Annotated in this window: 17 protein-coding genes; 5 read left to right on the top strand and 12 right to left on the bottom strand. The window is 64.6% G+C overall.

The window, feature by feature from the left end:
- Positions 1-152 precede the first annotated feature (152 nt).
- The 3 genes from AB7G19_RS05895 to AB7G19_RS05905 all read left to right on the top strand — a co-directional run bounded on the left by AB7G19_RS05895 (position 153) and on the right by AB7G19_RS05905 (position 3,023).
- A complete protein-coding gene (locus tag AB7G19_RS05895; protein ID WP_018454690.1) occupies positions 153-356 on the top strand; it encodes a hypothetical protein in 204 nt (67 codons plus the stop codon).
- 257 nt (positions 357-613) lie between these two features.
- Positions 614-2,116, top strand: a complete 1,503-nt coding sequence (locus tag AB7G19_RS05900) for a metallophosphoesterase family protein (protein WP_085401887.1) — start codon at positions 614-616, stop codon at positions 2,114-2,116.
- 94 nt (positions 2,117-2,210) lie between these two features.
- Positions 2,211-3,023, top strand: a complete 813-nt coding sequence (locus AB7G19_RS05905) for a tetratricopeptide repeat protein (protein WP_085401886.1) — start codon at positions 2,211-2,213, stop codon at positions 3,021-3,023.
- Positions 3,024-3,085: 62 nt separating this feature from the next.
- Here AB7G19_RS05905 and AB7G19_RS05910 read toward each other — a convergent pair whose 3' ends face one another.
- The 10 genes from AB7G19_RS05910 to AB7G19_RS05955 all read right to left on the bottom strand — a co-directional run bounded on the left by AB7G19_RS05910 (position 3,086) and on the right by AB7G19_RS05955 (position 12,003).
- Entirely contained in the window at positions 3,086-4,060 is a 975-nt protein-coding gene (locus AB7G19_RS05910; RefSeq protein ID WP_063980966.1) for a type II secretion system F family protein, read from the bottom strand.
- Positions 4,061-4,069: 9 nt separating this feature from the next.
- On the bottom strand, positions 4,070-5,047 hold the full coding sequence (locus AB7G19_RS05915) for a type II secretion system F family protein (RefSeq protein WP_063980967.1): 978 nt from the start codon (positions 5,045-5,047) through the stop codon (positions 4,070-4,072).
- A 16-nt stretch (positions 5,048-5,063) separates the two neighbouring features.
- Positions 5,064-6,527: a CpaF family protein gene (locus tag AB7G19_RS05920; protein WP_071916702.1), complete on the bottom strand. Its 1,464-nt coding sequence runs from the start codon at positions 6,525-6,527 to the stop codon at positions 5,064-5,066.
- 21 nt (positions 6,528-6,548) lie between these two features.
- Positions 6,549-7,814 carry an AAA family ATPase gene (locus tag AB7G19_RS05925; protein ID WP_085401885.1) on the bottom strand — a complete coding sequence of 422 codons (1,266 nt, stop codon included), beginning with the start codon at positions 7,812-7,814 and terminating at the stop codon, positions 6,549-6,551.
- Positions 7,811-8,545 (bottom strand): CpaD family pilus assembly protein, encoded by a 735-nt coding sequence (locus tag AB7G19_RS05930; RefSeq protein WP_085401884.1) that lies wholly within the window; start codon positions 8,543-8,545, stop codon positions 7,811-7,813. The genes AB7G19_RS05925 and AB7G19_RS05930 overlap by 4 nt, the downstream gene beginning before the upstream one ends.
- Before the next feature lie 20 nt (positions 8,546-8,565).
- Positions 8,566-10,041 (bottom strand): type II and III secretion system protein family protein, encoded by a 1,476-nt coding sequence (locus AB7G19_RS05935; protein ID WP_085401900.1) that lies wholly within the window; start codon positions 10,039-10,041, stop codon positions 8,566-8,568.
- An 11-nt stretch (positions 10,042-10,052) separates the two neighbouring features.
- On the bottom strand, positions 10,053-10,847 hold the full coding sequence (gene cpaB, locus AB7G19_RS05940; RefSeq protein ID WP_063980971.1) for a Flp pilus assembly protein CpaB: 795 nt from the start codon (positions 10,845-10,847) through the stop codon (positions 10,053-10,055).
- Between the two features lie 126 nt (positions 10,848-10,973).
- On the bottom strand, positions 10,974-11,498 hold the full coding sequence (locus tag AB7G19_RS05945) for an A24 family peptidase (protein ID WP_014498226.1): 525 nt from the start codon (positions 11,496-11,498) through the stop codon (positions 10,974-10,976).
- A 123-nt stretch (positions 11,499-11,621) separates the two neighbouring features.
- Positions 11,622-11,768 carry a hypothetical protein gene (locus AB7G19_RS05950; RefSeq protein WP_167768029.1) on the bottom strand — a complete coding sequence of 49 codons (147 nt, stop codon included), beginning with the start codon at positions 11,766-11,768 and terminating at the stop codon, positions 11,622-11,624.
- Positions 11,769-11,838: 70 nt separating this feature from the next.
- Positions 11,839-12,003, bottom strand: coding sequence for a Flp family type IVb pilin (locus tag AB7G19_RS05955; protein ID WP_014498224.1), 165 nt, complete (start codon positions 12,001-12,003; stop codon positions 11,839-11,841).
- A gap of 269 nt (positions 12,004-12,272) precedes the next feature.
- Between AB7G19_RS05955 and AB7G19_RS05960 the strand changes: the two genes are divergently transcribed.
- Both AB7G19_RS05960 and AB7G19_RS05965 read left to right on the top strand, forming a co-directional pair.
- Entirely contained in the window at positions 12,273-13,100 is an 828-nt protein-coding gene (locus tag AB7G19_RS05960) for a sterol desaturase family protein (protein ID WP_085401882.1), read from the top strand.
- A 157-nt stretch (positions 13,101-13,257) separates the two neighbouring features.
- Positions 13,258-13,755, top strand: a complete 498-nt coding sequence (locus AB7G19_RS05965; RefSeq protein WP_063980973.1) for a pilus assembly protein N-terminal domain-containing protein — start codon at positions 13,258-13,260, stop codon at positions 13,753-13,755.
- Between the two features lie 203 nt (positions 13,756-13,958).
- Here AB7G19_RS05965 and AB7G19_RS05970 read toward each other — a convergent pair whose 3' ends face one another.
- Both AB7G19_RS05970 and infA read right to left on the bottom strand, forming a co-directional pair.
- On the bottom strand, positions 13,959-14,171 hold the full coding sequence (locus AB7G19_RS05970; protein WP_028148374.1) for a cold-shock protein: 213 nt from the start codon (positions 14,169-14,171) through the stop codon (positions 13,959-13,961).
- A 267-nt stretch (positions 14,172-14,438) separates the two neighbouring features.
- Complete coding sequence (infA, locus tag AB7G19_RS05975; RefSeq protein ID WP_008131890.1) at positions 14,439-14,726, bottom strand: translation initiation factor IF-1; 288 nt, start codon at positions 14,724-14,726, stop codon at positions 14,439-14,441.
- Between the last annotated feature and the right edge of the window lie 9 nt (positions 14,727-14,735).

A 14,735-nucleotide genomic window follows, 5' to 3' on the forward strand; every position in this document is an offset into this window, starting at 1 on the left:
GCTGCAATCGGCTTTGCTGTCACCGTTCAGCGACCCGCTACTCGCCGCAGGGGGCCCATGCTAGGTTCCGGCAACGGCCGCCGGATCGACTGGGAAAAGTGTGCAGGAGATGACCGGCGGCCGAAGACGAGGCCTGCCGGGAGGAAACTGCAATGGAATTTGTGTGGAGCGTGGTCACATTCATCGGCCAGGCCGTCGAGGCGATTTTTGGTTATGTCGAGCATCATCACTGGATCTTCGCATTCCTTGCCGGCGGCTACGTCTTCTATCTCCACGACCGCTCCGTCCACGCGCGGTTCGATGCGCTCGACAAGCGCATCGACGAAATCCGCAAGCGGCTGGCCATCGAATATTGATCGGGTGAGCGAAACAATCGCCGGGCGGATCTCGTATCACAGGCTGAGAACTGCCGTTCACGAGAGCGCGGCCGCGGGGCTTTACTAGCGCCGCGGTTGTGGCATTATTGACGGATATTTTAGATTGTGCCGTGCGGTTCTGCTGGCATCTTGCGCAGCAACGCGGCGGGCCGGCTTGATATCCGGCCAAACCTGTTCGTCGAAAGCATTCTTCTCATCGTTTGGGCGGCGCAGCATTCGCAAATGAGCGGCGCAAAATGGATAGAGCGTTCGTTATTGCGCAGATTTCCGACCTGCATCTGGACGGGTCAGGCCGGCTGCTGGCGACGACCGAGGCGCTCAGTGCCGCAATCCGTGAGGCGATGGCGGACTTCGCGGACGTTCCCGATCGCATTCTGCTGATCACCGGTGATCTCGTGGACGACCCGACGCCGCGTGCGCTGGACGAAGCGCTCGCCGTCATCGCGTCCTTCCGGCAGACCGGGCTGTTCACCGACATCCAGGCGGTCGCGGGCAATCACGACGTCAAGCGCCCGAAACAGCGCGCGGGCCGCCACGACGTCTATGATTATTTGCATCTGCCGCGGAGCTCGAAGAGCGTCTATTACCGCCAGGCTGGGCTTGATCTGGTGCTGCTCGACTCCAACCGCGCGAGCCTCTCGACGCTCGCGAGCGGCAATATCGACGAGAGCGCCTACAGCGCGCTTGTCGCGGATTCCGCCCGGCTGAGCGTCGAGCTCGCGGGCAGCATGGGATCCGTGGGACGCGCCGACTATGCCGAGTCGGCGGAAAACCTGGTGCGCGTACTGGCGTTGCATCATCATCCGCTGCCGCAGGCGACCGGCGAAGGAAAGCGGTTTCTCGGCGTGCCCGACGAACCGCTGATGTATCTCGCGGCGCCCGCAACTTTCCTCGAAGCGGCGACGTCGCTCAACGTCAATCTGGTCCTGCACGGACACCGGCATGTCGAGGGGCTCACCCGCTATTCGATCCCGGATCCGCGTGCCACGCGGAGCGCGAGCGGTGAAGCCTTCTGGCGTACGATCTACGTGCTCTCCTGTCCGTCCTCGACCGGGCAGGCCGGTGACGATGCCGGCTTCAACATCATTCATTTTGGCGCATCGTCCCAGGCCGGCCGCACGGAGCACCAGTTCGCGATCACGCGCTATTCGCGGCCGCGCAACGACGGCACCTTCGGGCTGCTCGACTCGAACCTGCCGGACGGCGTCATCAGGTTGCCGGCAGGACGGGATTTTTCCCGCGATCCCGCCGTCCAGTCGGCCATCGAGATCGCCTCATGTGCGATGCTGAAGCGTGATCAAGTTGTCGCACAGGCCCGCCGGCTCCTGATGCGCCGCGCTTTCTATGCCGACGGCGAGGTGGATTGGCCGAGCGCGCTCCACGCCTATCTCGTCACCTCATGGGTCTGGGCCGATATCGGGGGCAAGTTCGCGAGATCGGAGCGTAGAGATGACGCCGAGGCGCTGGCCGCGGTGAAGTTGTTGCTGCGCCGCTTGATCGAGCACTGCGCCGACGTGCTCGGCATTGACGATGTTCAGCTCGACGAGCTGCTTGCGAAGCGGCTGGTCAACCGCGACGACTTCCGGCGCGAATGGCCCGGGATGCCGAGCGCAGGCGTCGATGTTTCTCAGGCGCGGCGGCGGCTGCAATTGCTGCTGCACGACCTGAACGAGCCGGTGAGGGTGCTCGGTCTCGATCTGGCACTCGGTGGCGAGCCGCCGCCGCAGACACCGCCGTGAGGGGCAGCCAGGCTGACGTTAACCCGCCGTTAGGGTTAACAGTCTATTGCTGGCGCGTTCGGCTCGATCAATCGGCTCGTGAGTCAAAAGCGTCATGCGTCAACGGTTCAGTCTTGCCCGGCTTCTCGCGTCCACTTCGCTGGTGGCGGCAGTGGCCATGGGCCTCGGCGGCTGCACGGCCATGTCGAAACTCTCCGACGTCACAGGCTCTGTCGGGCCGCGGACGGAAGCCGCCCCCGCCGATCCCGCGCGCGCCGTCGACGTCTATGGCGAGCGCTACCGTGCCAATCCCAAGGACGCCGACGCGGCGCTCGGCTACGGCCAGGCCTTGCGCGCCAACGGCCAGCGCGCCCAGGCCGCCGCCGTGCTCGAGCAGGCGACCATCGCCAATCCCGGCAACAAGGCGCTGCTCGCGCAGTATGGCCGCGCGCTCGCCGACAACGGCAATTTTCAGCAGGCCTTCGACGTGCTGTCGAAGGCGCACTCGCCCGACAATCCGGACTGGCGCCTGCTCTCGGTGCAGGGCACCGCGCTCGATCAGATGGGCCGCCACGACGAGGCGCGTTCCTATTATGCGAGCGCGCTGAGGATCGCGCCGGGCGATCCCGGCGTGCTCTCCAATCTCGGCCTGTCCTACATGTTGTCGAAGGACCTGCCGAAGGCCGAAGAGGCGTTGCGGCAGGCCTACGCCTCGCCGCGCGCCAGTACCCGGGTGCGGCAGAATCTCGGCCTCGTCGTCGGTCTCCAGGGCCGCTTTGCCGAAGCCGAGACGATCGTGAAGGCCGACCTGCCGCCGGACCAAGCCGCGGCCAATGTCGCTTACCTCAAGGAAATGCTGAGCCGCAGCGACGCTCCGCGCGGTGCACCGAAGCGGACGCCGGTCGCCTCGCTCAGCCAGCCCGACTGATCAGAACCTGATCTTGCAATCCTGAAGCTGCCGGCGGACCGCGCGCGGTCCGCGTCTCGACGTCAGTGCAGCTCGCTGATCTTGATGCCGGTCGGTCCGAGAATGACGACGAACAGCACCGGCAGGAAGAACAGGATCATCGGCACCGTCAACTTCGGCGGCAGCGCGGCGGCCTTCTTCTCGGCCTCGTTCATGCGCATGTCGCGGTTTTCCTGCGCCATGACGCGCAAGGAATGCCCGAGCGGGGTGCCGTAGCGCTCCGCCTGCTGAAGCGCGAGACACACCGACTTGACGCCCTCGAGCCCGGTGCGCCGCGCCAGGTTCTCATAGGCGACCTTGCGATCCTGCAAATAGGACAGCTCGGCCGTGGTCAGGGTGAACTCCTCGGACAGCGCGATCGACTGGCCCACGATTTCGGTAGCGACCTTGCGGAACGCCATTTCGACCGACATGCCGGATTCGATGCAGATCAGGAGCAGGTCGAGCGCATCGGGGAAGGCGCGCTTGATCGATAGCTGGCGCTTGGAGATCGCATTCTTGAGGAACAGCATGGGCGCCTGAAGGCCGAGATAGGCCGCGCCGATGCAGATGCCGATCTTGATCGGCATCGACTGCTGCATATGCGCGATCAGGAACACGTAGATGATCGAGCCGACGAACAGCACGAGCGGAGCCACCATGCGGGCGAAGAGGAAGGTGATGTAGGGCGCCTGGCCGCGATAGCCCGCCATGATCAGCTTGTCGCGCGCGGCTTCCTGCGCGAGCCATTTGGTGAGGTTGAAGTCCTCGACGACCCGGGAGACGACCTGCTTCGGCGTTTGGCGCAGCGAGACCTTCTCGCTCTTGTTGAGGCGCTCGCGCTCGCGCTGGCGGATGCGCTCGCGCTCGCTCGCCACCGCCTTCATGCGCTTGGCGAGGCCTTCGCCGGCGAAAAGCGGCATCACCAGCGTATAGACGGTGGCGCTGGCGGCGATGGCCGCCAGCAGCATGGTCATGAAGCGGACGTCATGCAGTTTCGAAACGAGGAATTCGACCATACGGCACCATCAGAAATCGAAATTGATCATCTTCTTCATCACCATGATGCCGATCGACATCCAGACGACGCAGCCGACCAGCATGAGCTGGCCGGTCGGATGGGTCCAAAGCAGCGAGATGTAGTGCGGAGTCGTGAGATAGACGAGGAACATCACGATCGGCGGCAGCGAACCGATGATGCCGGCCGAGGCCTTGGCCTCCATCGACATCGCCTGGATCTTTTCCTTCATCTTCTTGCGGTCGCGCAGCACCTTGGAGAGGTTGCCGAGCGCTTCGGAGAGGTTGCCGCCGGATTTTTGCTGGATCGAGATGACGATGCCGAAGAAGTTGGCTTCCGGCAGCGGCATGCGCTCGTACAGACGCGAGCAGGCCTCGCCGAGCGGCATGCCGATCGCCTGGGTCTCGATGATGGCCAGGAACTCGCTGCGCAGCGGCTCGGGCGAGTCGGCGGCGACGACCTTGATCGACTCGAACAGCGGCAGGCCCGCCTTGATGCCGCGAACGATCACGTCGACCGCATCGGGCAGCGCTGCCAGGAATTTGTTTTCGCGTCGCTTCTTCAGGAAGCCCAGCGCCCAGCGCGGCAGGCCGAAGCCGCCGGCAAAGGCAAGGCCGGCGGCGCCAAGCAGGCCGCCGCCGACGAACATGGCGGCCGCGAACAGCACTCCCGCCACGACGGCGGACACGATCCAGAATTTCTGTGGCGTCCAGTCGAGCCCTGCCTGCGACAGGCGAACACCGAGCGGAACGCTCTTCTCCTGCTGGCGCCGCGCCTCGAGATCCTTGAGCGACGTCTCGACCTGCTCGCGGCGCGACCGCTGGCTCTTTTCGGTCTGCTTGGCCGCGGGCGCATCGGCGCGCGCGATCGAGGCACGGCGGTTTTCCGCCTTCCGTTCTCCGGACAGGAGCGGATAAAGGAACACCCAGGCGATGCCGCCGACGGCGGCGGTGGCTAGGAAGGCGAGGGCAAGGACCTGCATGTTCATGGCTGCGCCGATCTGCTCATGTCTTCGGCGCGACTTCCGCCGCATCGAGCGCGGCGGCAAGGCGCTTCTCGTCGCCGTAATAGCGCGCACGCTCCCAGAATTTCGGGCGGCCGATGCCGGTCGAGCGGTGCCGGCCGATGATCTTGCCGTTGGCGTCCTCGCCGACCATGTCGTAGAGGAAGATGTCCTGGGTGATGATGGTGTCGCCTTCCATGCCCATCACCTCGGTGATGTGCGTGATGCGGCGCGAGCCGTCGCGCAGGCGCGCGGCCTGGACGATGACGTCGATCGAAGCGCAGATCATCTCGCGGATGGTGCGCGAGGGCAGTGAGAAGCCGCCCATCGTGATCATGGATTCGCAGCGCGACAGTGCTTCGCGCGGATTGTTGGCGTGGAGCGTGCCCATCGAGCCGTCATGGCCGGTGTTCATGGCCTGGAGCAGGTCGAACGCCTCGGGTCCGCGGACTTCGCCGACGATGATGCGTTCGGGGCGCATACGCAGGCAGTTGCGCACCAATTCGCGCATGGTGACCTGGCCTTCGCCCTCGATGTTGGGCGGACGGGTTTCCAGTCGTACCACGTGCGGCTGCTGGAGCTGGAGCTCGGCCGCGTCTTCGCAGGTGATGATGCGCTCGTCGTGCTCGATGTAGTTGGTCAGGCAGTTGAGCAGCGTGGTCTTGCCGGAGCCGGTGCCGCCGGAGATCAGCACGTTGCAGCGGACGCGGCCGATGATCTGGAGGATTTCCGCGCCCTCCGGCGAGATCGCGCCGAACCTGACCAGCTGATCCAGCGTCAGCTTGTCCTTCCTGAATTTTCGAATGGTGAGCGTGGGCCCGTCGATCGAGAGCGGCGGCACGATGGCGTTGACGCGGGAGCCGTCGGCGAGGCGCGCGTCGCAGATCGGCGAGGATTCGTCGACGCGCCGGCCGACCTGGCTGACGATGCGCTGGCAGATGTTGAGGAGCTGCTGGTTGTCGCGGAAGCGGATGCCGGTGCGCTGGATCTTGCCGGCGACTTCGATGTAGACGGTGTCGGCGCCGTTGACCATGATGTCGGCGATGTCGTCGCGCGACAGCAGAGGCTCCAGCGGGCCGTAGCCGAGAACGTCGTTGCAGATATCGTCGAGCAGCTCTTCCTGCTCGGCGATCGACATCACGATATTCTTGATCGCGATGATCTCGTTGACGATGTCGCGGATTTCCTCGCGCGCGGACTCGGAGTCGAGCTTGGCGAGCTGGGCGAGGTCGATGGCCTCGATCAGCGCACCGAAGATCGTCGCCTTGACCTCGTAGTAATTGTCCGAGCGGCGGGATTCCATGGCCGGCGCCGGCCGTGCGGGGGCAAGCGGCGGCGAGGCGACGGCCGGCGGGGGCGGCGCGCGCGACACCGCAGGCGCCGGAGCCTGGGCAGGCTCTGGCGACACGGCGCCGGGCTTGGGAGCCCGAGTATCGGTGTCTGTTCCGCTACGCTTACCGAACACTTAACAACTCCATGCGGCGGCTTATTTTCCCCGCAACTTGTCAATCAGCGGTGAAAGCAAGGAAGACTTTTGCTTCTTCGTCTCGCTGCGGCCGGTCAGGCGCTGGGCGATCTGAAGGAACATCTCGATCGACTTGTGGTTGGCGGAGATCTCCGCGATCATCTGGCCGTTATTGGCGGCCGAGCCGAAGATCTGCGGCTCGAACGGGATCGAGACGACCGGCTGGCTCTCGATCGCCTTGGCGAACTCGGCGGCGGCAATTTCGGGCCGTTTCGGGACGCCGACCTGGTTCAGGCAGTAGAGCGGAGGCCGATCGTTGGGCCGCGAGGCCTTCAGCAGATCGAACAGGTTCTTGGTGTTGCGCAAATTGGCGAGATCAGGCGCCGCCACGATCAGGATGTCGTCCGCCCCGATCAGGGCGCGCTTGGTCCAGCCCGACCATTGATGCGGAACGTCGAGTACGATGCAGGGCATGGTGGAGCGCAGCGTGTCGAACACGGCGTCGAAGGCGTCGGTGCCGAAATCATAGACCCGGTCGAGCGTCGCCGGCGCCGCCAGCAGGCTGAGATGGTCGGTGCATTTCGATAGCAGGCGGTCGATGAAGGCGGTGTCGACGCGATCCGGCGAGAACACAGCATCCGCGATACCTTGCGGCGGGTCCTGGTTGTAGTCGAGCCCGGCGGTGCCGAAGGCGAGGTCGAGATCGGCGACGACCGAGTCCATTGCGAGGTCGCGCGCGATCGCCCAGGCGACGTTGTGGGAGATGGTGGACGCACCGACGCCGCCCTTGGCGCCGACCACGGCGATGATGCGGCCGACCGCCTTGGCTTCGGGCGCCGAGAACAGGTTGCAGATCGAGCGCACGACGTCGATCGCGCCGACCGGCGCGAGCACGTAGTCGCTGACGCCGCGGCGCACCAGCTCGCGGTAGAGCGTGACGTCGTTGATGCGGCCGATCACGACCACGCGGGTGCCGGCGTCGCAGACCGTGGCGAGATGGTCGAGGCCGGTCAGAAGATCGTTGCGGCCGTCGCTCTCAAGCACGATCACGTTCGGCGTCGGCGCCGAGCGGTAGGCTTCGATCGCCGCCGCCATGCCGCCCATCTGGATCTTCAGATGGGCCTTGCCGAGACGACGGTCCTCGCCGGCCGACTGCACCGCGGCAGCGGTCTCGACGGTCTCGCAGAAAGCCTGGACCGACACGCGCGGCGAGGGAGCAATATGCTCCTCGACCGGCGTCGGCGCCTCGGGCTGCTCTTGTTGAGTCTGGCGAGCGTAGCTGATCATTTGCCGGTGTCGCTGAGTTTGGCCTTCTCGGCCTCAGGATAGGTGGTCGCCGTCGTCGTTCCCTTGCGATACTTCTCGAAGGCCGTGGTGCGACGCGCCGTATAGGACGGCGTTTCAGGCCGCGGCTGCTCGAGGTCCGACGGATTGTCGATCATCGCCGCCATGTTGCGCTGATAGGCGCAGCCGTAATTGTAATAGTCCTTGTTCTCGAACCAGCTCTTGTTCTTCATCGAGGGGCCGATGTCGTCCGGCCACAGGCCACAGGGACCGGCGACCGCGGCGATCTTGGAATAGGTGAGCCGGATCGGCGGCAGGAAGCGCCTGTCTTCCGGCTGGTAGGGGCGAATGTTGACGCCGCGCGGCGGAACGCCCGCACCCGCCAGCATCGCCTGGATCTCGCGCATCGTGTCCGCGACCGGACGCGCGTTGGGCGTACCGGACGGCACGTCGATGCGGATGGCGCCGGTGCCTTCGTGCAGCCAGGCCGAGGCGACGCCCATCACGTCGGCGCGCTGGGCGGCGGTCAATCCGCCGCGGGCGTGGCCGACGAAGACAACGATCGAGCGGTTCTGCTCCTCGATCGCGATCGGATGGCGCTGCTTGTAATCGTCGGGGATGGAGGCCGTGACCGCTTCGTTGTGCTGGCAGCCGCCGAGGGCGAGCGCCATGCCGACGAGCGCGCCACCGAAACGGATGGCGCGTTTGCGAATCTGGGGTGGTGCTGTGATCATCGTGAAATCCCCGTTCCGCCTCAGTCGGTAATGAAGCCGTAGGTGCCGCGGTAGTTCTTGGCCGGTTCGGTCCGGCCGGGCACGCCGTAGATGCGGTTGATATTGCCGAGCAGCTCGGCCTGCGGGTCTGCAGGCGCGGCGAAGCCGTCATCCGGCCGCGACAGGTCCTTTGGCGACGCGGCGCGAACGACATAAGGTGTCACGATCACCACCAGCTCGGTCGCGTTGTTGACGAAGTCACGGCTGCGGAACAGCGTACCGAGGATCGGGAGCTGCATCAGTCCCGGCAACCCGCTGACCGCCTGCTTGGTCTGCTGCTGGATCAGGCCGGCCATGGCCATCGCGCCGCCGGAGGGAATTTCGAGCGAGGTTTCGGCGCGGCGGGTCTTGATCGAGGGCACCGTCAGCGAGTTCACCGAGTTCGAGGTCACAGCCTGCGACAGCGTGATCGAATTTTCGTTCGACAGTTCCGAGACCTCGGTCATCACGCGCAGGCTGATCTTGCCCTCGCTCAGCACGATGGGGGTGAAGTTGAGCGAGATACCGAACTTCTTGAAGCTGATCTGGGTGGTACAGACATGCGTGGTGGGATCGCACGCATAGCCCGCTGGTACCGGGAATTCGCCGCCGGCGATGAAGGTCGCGGACTCACCGGAGATCGCGGTCAGGTTCGGCTCGGCCAGCGTCCGGATGACGCCGGCGCTCTCCATCGCGCGCAGGGTCGCCTGCACCGACGGCGTCGCGCCGAACTTCGTGGTCAGGGCGTTGCCGTCCACCAGGTTCTTGCCGAGAGCCGTGAAGGGGTTGGAGTTGGTGAAGCTCACCACTGAGGTGCCGTAGTTCAGGTTCGCGGTGAGATCGATGCCAAGCTGCTTGATGATGGTGCGCGCGACTTCGGCGACGGTCACCTTCAGCATGACCTGGTCGCGGCCGCGGACCACGATCGAGTTCACCACCTTTTCGGCACCGCCGGCGAGGCGCGCGGCGAGATCATTGGCCTGCTGCGCTTCCAGCGGGTTCGCCGCCGAGCCGGTCAGGACGACACCGTCGCCGAGGCCGTCGATCTGGATGTCGGAATTGGGCAGGACCTGCTTGAGCGCTGCGCGCAGGCCGTTGAGGTCGCGCTTGACCGCGATGTCATAGGCCGCGATCTGCTGGCCGGCGGAATCGAAGAACACGATGTTGGTCTGGCCGACCGAGGCGCCGATGATGTAGGCGCGCTGCGACGAGCGGACCACCGCATTGGCGATCTTGGGATCGGCGACGAGCACGTCCTTGATGTCGCGCGGCAGATCGATCACGATCGACTTGCCGACGCCGAGCGAGAGGAAGCGTGCGTTCATCTGACCGTCGGCCGCGACCTGCGCCACGGGGCGGTAGTCGGCGGCGATCGCCGGGGTGAGCACCGGGTTGAGGGTCAGCGCGAAGGCGGCCGATAACGACAGGGCGCGGACCATTGAGGTTCGCATCGTCGCCAAATCTGCCCTGCATTTCATATCGACAGTCCTCATCGTGCCTTCGCCGTCGCGCTTGGGATGCCGTAGCGAATGATCGAAACGCCATCGCGCTTCGCGGAATCATCGAGCGTGATCTCGCTCATCTTGACGTCGGCGATGCTGCGCAGCGCCAGCGACAGCGTGCCGCTCTGCCGGGCCGCGGAGAGCGTCGCCGTCTGCGCGGGATTGAGCTCGAGCGTGACAGTCTTGCCCACCACGGCGTTCTGGCCGTCCTTTTCCTTCGGCGCCTGGTCGATGGCCAGCACGCGGACGTTGGCCAGGATGATCTCGGACGTGACGATGTCCTGGGCGCCGGCGCCCTGGTCGGCGTTCTTGAGGCGGCGCGTCAGAAGCACGTCGACGCGGTCGTTGGGCAGGATGAAGCCGCCCGCGCCGGTCTCCGGCGAGATCTCGGTCGAGATCGCGCGCATGCCGGTCGGCAGGATCGCCGCCATGAAGCCGGAGCCCTCGGCCCTGACCAGCTTCTGGTCGCGGATCGGCTCACCCTGGATGAAGGGCGCGCGGGCGATCGAGCCGATGACCTGGGTTGCGCCCTCGGGGCGCTCGTTGCGGCGGATGAAGGTGGAGCTGGCGGTCGCAGCCGGCCAGGTCTGCCATTGCACGTCTTCCGGCTTCACGGTCTGGCCGAGGCCGATGTCGTTCTTGGCGACCAGGACGTCGACGGTCGGAAGCTGTGCGACCGGAGCCGCCGGTGGCGGCGCAGAGTCCGAGCCGCTCGCCAGGTACGCGGCGACACCGCCGGCGCAGATGGCGACCGTCAGGACGACAATGCGTGCCCTATTCATACGCTTCACTTTCCACAAAACGCAGCGACGCAGCCGCCGCCGTAATCGGCAGTTGACCAGCTATTCGTCAAAGCATGGTTAATGAGGCGTATCTAAATCGGCTTAACGCCGGCTTACCCGGTGCGTTCAGCGCAGTGCGAGGTGAGCGAGGTCGATCGCCTTCACCCATTCGGTCTCCGGATAGACCATCAGCGCGCCGAGCGTGAGCGCGATGCCGTAAGGAATGCCGCTCTCCTTGTCGTGCAGCCGTGCCAGCCAGGCCTGGCCCGCCAGCCCGTAAGGCAATGGCCATTGCCGGAACTGGAGCAGGAGCAGCGTCAGGGCTCCGCCGAACAGCGAGGCGTAGAGCAGGAAATCCATCAATTGCGCGAAGCCGAACCAGAGCGCGACCGAAGCCGCAACCTTGGCGTCGCCGCCGCCCATCCAGCCCATCGCAAAGCAGCCGAAGGCCACGACGAGGAGCAGTGCGCCGGCGCCGACATGGCTCAGCATCTCGTAAGGTGCCATGCCACCGGCGAACGCGAGCACGAAGAAGCCCGCGATCAGCGCCAGCGACACGCGGTTCGAGATGGTCATCGTGAAGAGATCGCTCGCGGCGGCGAAGGCCATCAGGGCCGGGAAGAGCAGAAGGCGCGCAAGGTCGAGGATCATGGGCGGCGTCTTGAGCTTGGGTTCATCGCGGGATCGGGGTGTCGCCGCATGCTAGCCGGCAGTGCTAAACAAACCGACAACGGCGGCAGCGGCGCTGCGAGCAGGGACCTGCCGGAGACGCACTCACCAGATGCTGGCAATGCGCGCGGCGAGGACGGCCGTCGCGAGCAGCAGCGCAAGGCAAACCCAGTACGCCGGCGAAGAGGTCTCGGCCGCCTCCGCCTCGCTCGCCGCAACCGCGGCTTCGGTTCTGTACTCGCGTAACGCCACTGGAACTCGCCGCATTCAGAAAAACAAAGGCCCCGGAGGTCCGGGGCTTTTGCCGTCGTTGATCGGTTGCTTACTTCAGCGAGGAGCTGATCGAGCCGAACTTGGTGTTCAGCGAGCTGCCGAGGTTGTTGACGACGGTGATGATGGCCAGTGCGATGCCGGCGGCAATCAGGCCGTATTCGATGGCGGTGGCGCCGGATTCATCCTTCGCGAAACGCGCAATCAGGTTCTTCATGAACTAAACTCCGTCTGGGGTGTGATCGCCTCGTTCGGCGCTGTGCTTGACGCGATAAACATGAGATCCGAGCTCTTTCGGTAGAGTTAATTCGATCGGGCAAACCCGCTTCCAGCCCGATGCTTTTGCCCAGAGTGAATTTGGCCTTAAGGACGCAATCGAAATTCTTCCTGTTCCAAATGCGCCCCAAGCGCGCCGTGGACTTCACCCTCCCTTAAATTTCGGGGAGTAGGCCTAAGCGGGATCAGAAGTTTGGAAGAGAGGCGACGATGTCGAGCCTGCCCATGCAAGTTGCCTTGATGCTCGGCGAGACCATCCAGAAGATGGTCCCCGTCACCTTCGTGCTCGCGGCGGTCTTCACCGTGCTCGAGCATTTCTGGGCCTGCAATCCCGGCGCGCCGTGGTGGCGCAAGCGCGAGATCCTCACCGACATCTGCTACTGGTTCTTCGTTCCGGTGTTCGCCCGCACCATGCGGATCGGACTATTGATCGTCGGTGCCGGTGCCGTCTTCAACATCCACGATGCCGACGACCTGATCGCCTTCTACGACAACGGCCATGGCCCGCTGGCGCAGTTGCCGCTGTGGGTACAGGGCATACTGTTCCTGGTGCTGTCTGACTTCATGTTGTACTGGCTGCACCGGCTGTTCCACGACGGCGGATTCTGGAAGTACCACGCCATCCATCATTCGTCGGAGGAGATCGGGTGGATTTCCGCGGCCCGCTTTCATCCCGTCAATCTCATGCTCGGGACGATCGGCGTCGACGTCGTGCTGCTGATGGCCGGCATCTCCCCGAACGTCATGATCTGGCTCGGTCCGTTCACCACCTTCCATTCGGCCTTCGTGCACGCCAACCTGAACTGGACCTTCGGGCCGTTCAAATATGTGCTGGCGACGCCGGTGTTCCACCGCTGGCACCACACCGCGCTCGAAGAGGGCGGTGACACCAATTTTGCCGGGACGTTTCCGATCTGGGACGTGCTGTTCGGCACCTTCCGCATGCCGGAGGGGAAACTGCCGCAGGACTACGGCAAGGACGAAGCGACCATGCCGAAGGAGATCGGGGGCCAGCTCGCCTATCCGTTCCGCCAGTAAGGGATCTTCTGAGGCAGCAAAGCGCCAGTCCGTTCAAACAATAGTCGGCGAGTTTGCGGAACGTTCACGAATTAAGGGCAGGTTAGCCGGGTCGGGCACCGGCTCCGCTGTGTATCGAATCGCTTCTGCCGGTTTGTGACGTCCCGGGGGTAAGAATATGCGTAAAGAGTTGCTGCGCCGTCATGCGCGCGTTTGTCTTCTGGTTGCGGCTGCGGTGCTGGCATCGCCGGCCGCCAGCCTTGCCGAGGCGACCGCCGACACCATCGCCGTCAATGTCGACCAGGCCAAGCTGGTCCGGCTGCCCGGCAAGGTGGCGACCATCGTGGTCGGCAATCCCCTGATCGCCGACGTCACGCTCCAGCCCGGCGGCATGATCGTCGTGACCGGGAAGGGCTACGGTGCCACCAATTTCATCGCGCTCGACCGAGGCGGTGAGATCCTGGTCGACCGTCAGATCCAGGTCGAAGGTCCGAGCGACCGGCTCGTCACCGTCTATCGCGGGGTCGAGCGCGAATCCTACAGCTGCATGCCGCTGTGCCAGCGCCGCGTGACGCTCGGCGACAGCGACAACTATTTCAACAACACGATGAGCCAGGCCGGTTCGTTGAGCAACAACGCCAGCGGCAATGCTGGCGCGGCCGCCAAAACGAACTAGCAGGACGAACTCGCAAGACGAACTGGCAAGACGAACTGGCAAGACCGACGCGTCGTCCAGTTGCGTCTACGACAGCGCGGATGCGGCCGGTACGACCTGCTGAGTCCATCCGCTCTTTCGGACATGAAAAAAGGCCGTGCGTTGCGCACGGCCTTTTCCTGTTGCTTGCTCGCTAGAGCCGTCCGGGCCAAAGGCCCGTGGGCTCAACCGGCGGCGCGGAGGTTGTCCGCTGCCGACTTGCCGGAACGACGGTCGGCCACGATCTCGTAAGAGACCTTCTGACCTTCACGCAGCGTGCCGAGACCGGCGCGCTCGACGGCGCTGATGTGTACGAAGACGTCCTGGCCGCCATCGTCGGGCTGGATGAAGCCAAAGCCCTTGGTCGCGTTAAACCACTTCACGGTTCCCATGCTCACGGGGTAGTTCCTTCTCAGATGTGCAGTGTCGAAGCCTACTTTCGCAGGCGGGTTAGATCGAGTTTCTGGAAGGGTCGTCAGCGTGTCTGAACCGGCTGTACCGGTGGATGCCAATGTCGTCCGGCCGAAAATCGATGAGTGATTTTATTGGAATTAAGGCACCAAAACAATCCTGACGTGCACGATTTTTTGATCCGCCGCGATCGACACGGCGGATCAGCATACAGGTCAGAATTTTAGTTCCGCGACCGATGTGCTGGAAGCGGATCAACGGCGGCGGAACTGGCCACCGCGCTGTCCGGGACGGGGAGGCCCGCCCACGCCACTCGGACGTTCGTCCTTGTGGCGGAAAATCAGCCGGCCCTTCTCGAGGTCGTAGGGCGACATTTCCACAGTCACGCGGTCACCCGCCAGCGTCTTGATGCGGTTCTTCTTCATCTTGCCGGCGGTGTAGGCGACGATCTCGTGCCCGGCGTCGAGCTGCACGCGGTAGCGCGCGTCGGGGAGGATTTCGGTGACCAGTCCTTCGAACTGGATCAGCTCTTCCTTAGCCATGAATTTCTC

This window comes from Bradyrhizobium sp. 215_C5_N1_1, assembly GCF_052075935.1.
GTDB classification, from domain to species: Bacteria; Pseudomonadota; Alphaproteobacteria; order Rhizobiales; family Xanthobacteraceae; genus Bradyrhizobium; species Bradyrhizobium barranii.

Excerpts from the sequence above, each read along its gene's own strand:
- infA (WP_008131890.1), bottom strand. The coding sequence starts at position 14,726 with ATGGCTAAGGAAGAGCTGATCCAGTTCGAAGGACTGGTCACCGAAATC.
- AB7G19_RS05905 (WP_085401886.1), top strand. The coding sequence starts at position 2,211 with ATGCGTCAACGGTTCAGTCTTGCCCGGCTTCTCGCGTCCACTTCGCTG.
- AB7G19_RS05900 (WP_085401887.1), top strand. The coding sequence starts at position 614 with ATGGATAGAGCGTTCGTTATTGCGCAGATTTCCGACCTGCATCTGGAC.
- AB7G19_RS05895 (WP_018454690.1), top strand. The coding sequence starts at position 153 with ATGGAATTTGTGTGGAGCGTGGTCACATTCATCGGCCAGGCCGTCGAG.
- AB7G19_RS05915 (WP_063980967.1), bottom strand. The coding sequence starts at position 5,047 with ATGAACATGCAGGTCCTTGCCCTCGCCTTCCTAGCCACCGCCGCCGTC.
- AB7G19_RS05930 (WP_085401884.1), bottom strand. The coding sequence starts at position 8,545 with ATGATCACAGCACCACCCCAGATTCGCAAACGCGCCATCCGTTTCGGT.
- AB7G19_RS05965 (WP_063980973.1), top strand. The coding sequence starts at position 13,258 with ATGCGTAAAGAGTTGCTGCGCCGTCATGCGCGCGTTTGTCTTCTGGTT.
- cpaB (WP_063980971.1), bottom strand. The coding sequence starts at position 10,847 with ATGAATAGGGCACGCATTGTCGTCCTGACGGTCGCCATCTGCGCCGGC.
- AB7G19_RS05910 (WP_063980966.1), bottom strand. The coding sequence starts at position 4,060 with ATGGTCGAATTCCTCGTTTCGAAACTGCATGACGTCCGCTTCATGACC.
- AB7G19_RS05925 (WP_085401885.1), bottom strand. The coding sequence starts at position 7,814 with ATGATCAGCTACGCTCGCCAGACTCAACAAGAGCAGCCCGAGGCGCCG.
- AB7G19_RS05935 (WP_085401900.1), bottom strand. The coding sequence starts at position 10,041 with ATGAAATGCAGGGCAGATTTGGCGACGATGCGAACCTCAATGGTCCGC.
- AB7G19_RS05955 (WP_014498224.1), bottom strand. The coding sequence starts at position 12,003 with ATGAAGAACCTGATTGCGCGTTTCGCGAAGGATGAATCCGGCGCCACC.
- AB7G19_RS05960 (WP_085401882.1), top strand. The coding sequence starts at position 12,273 with ATGTCGAGCCTGCCCATGCAAGTTGCCTTGATGCTCGGCGAGACCATC.
- AB7G19_RS05945 (WP_014498226.1), bottom strand. The coding sequence starts at position 11,498 with ATGATCCTCGACCTTGCGCGCCTTCTGCTCTTCCCGGCCCTGATGGCC.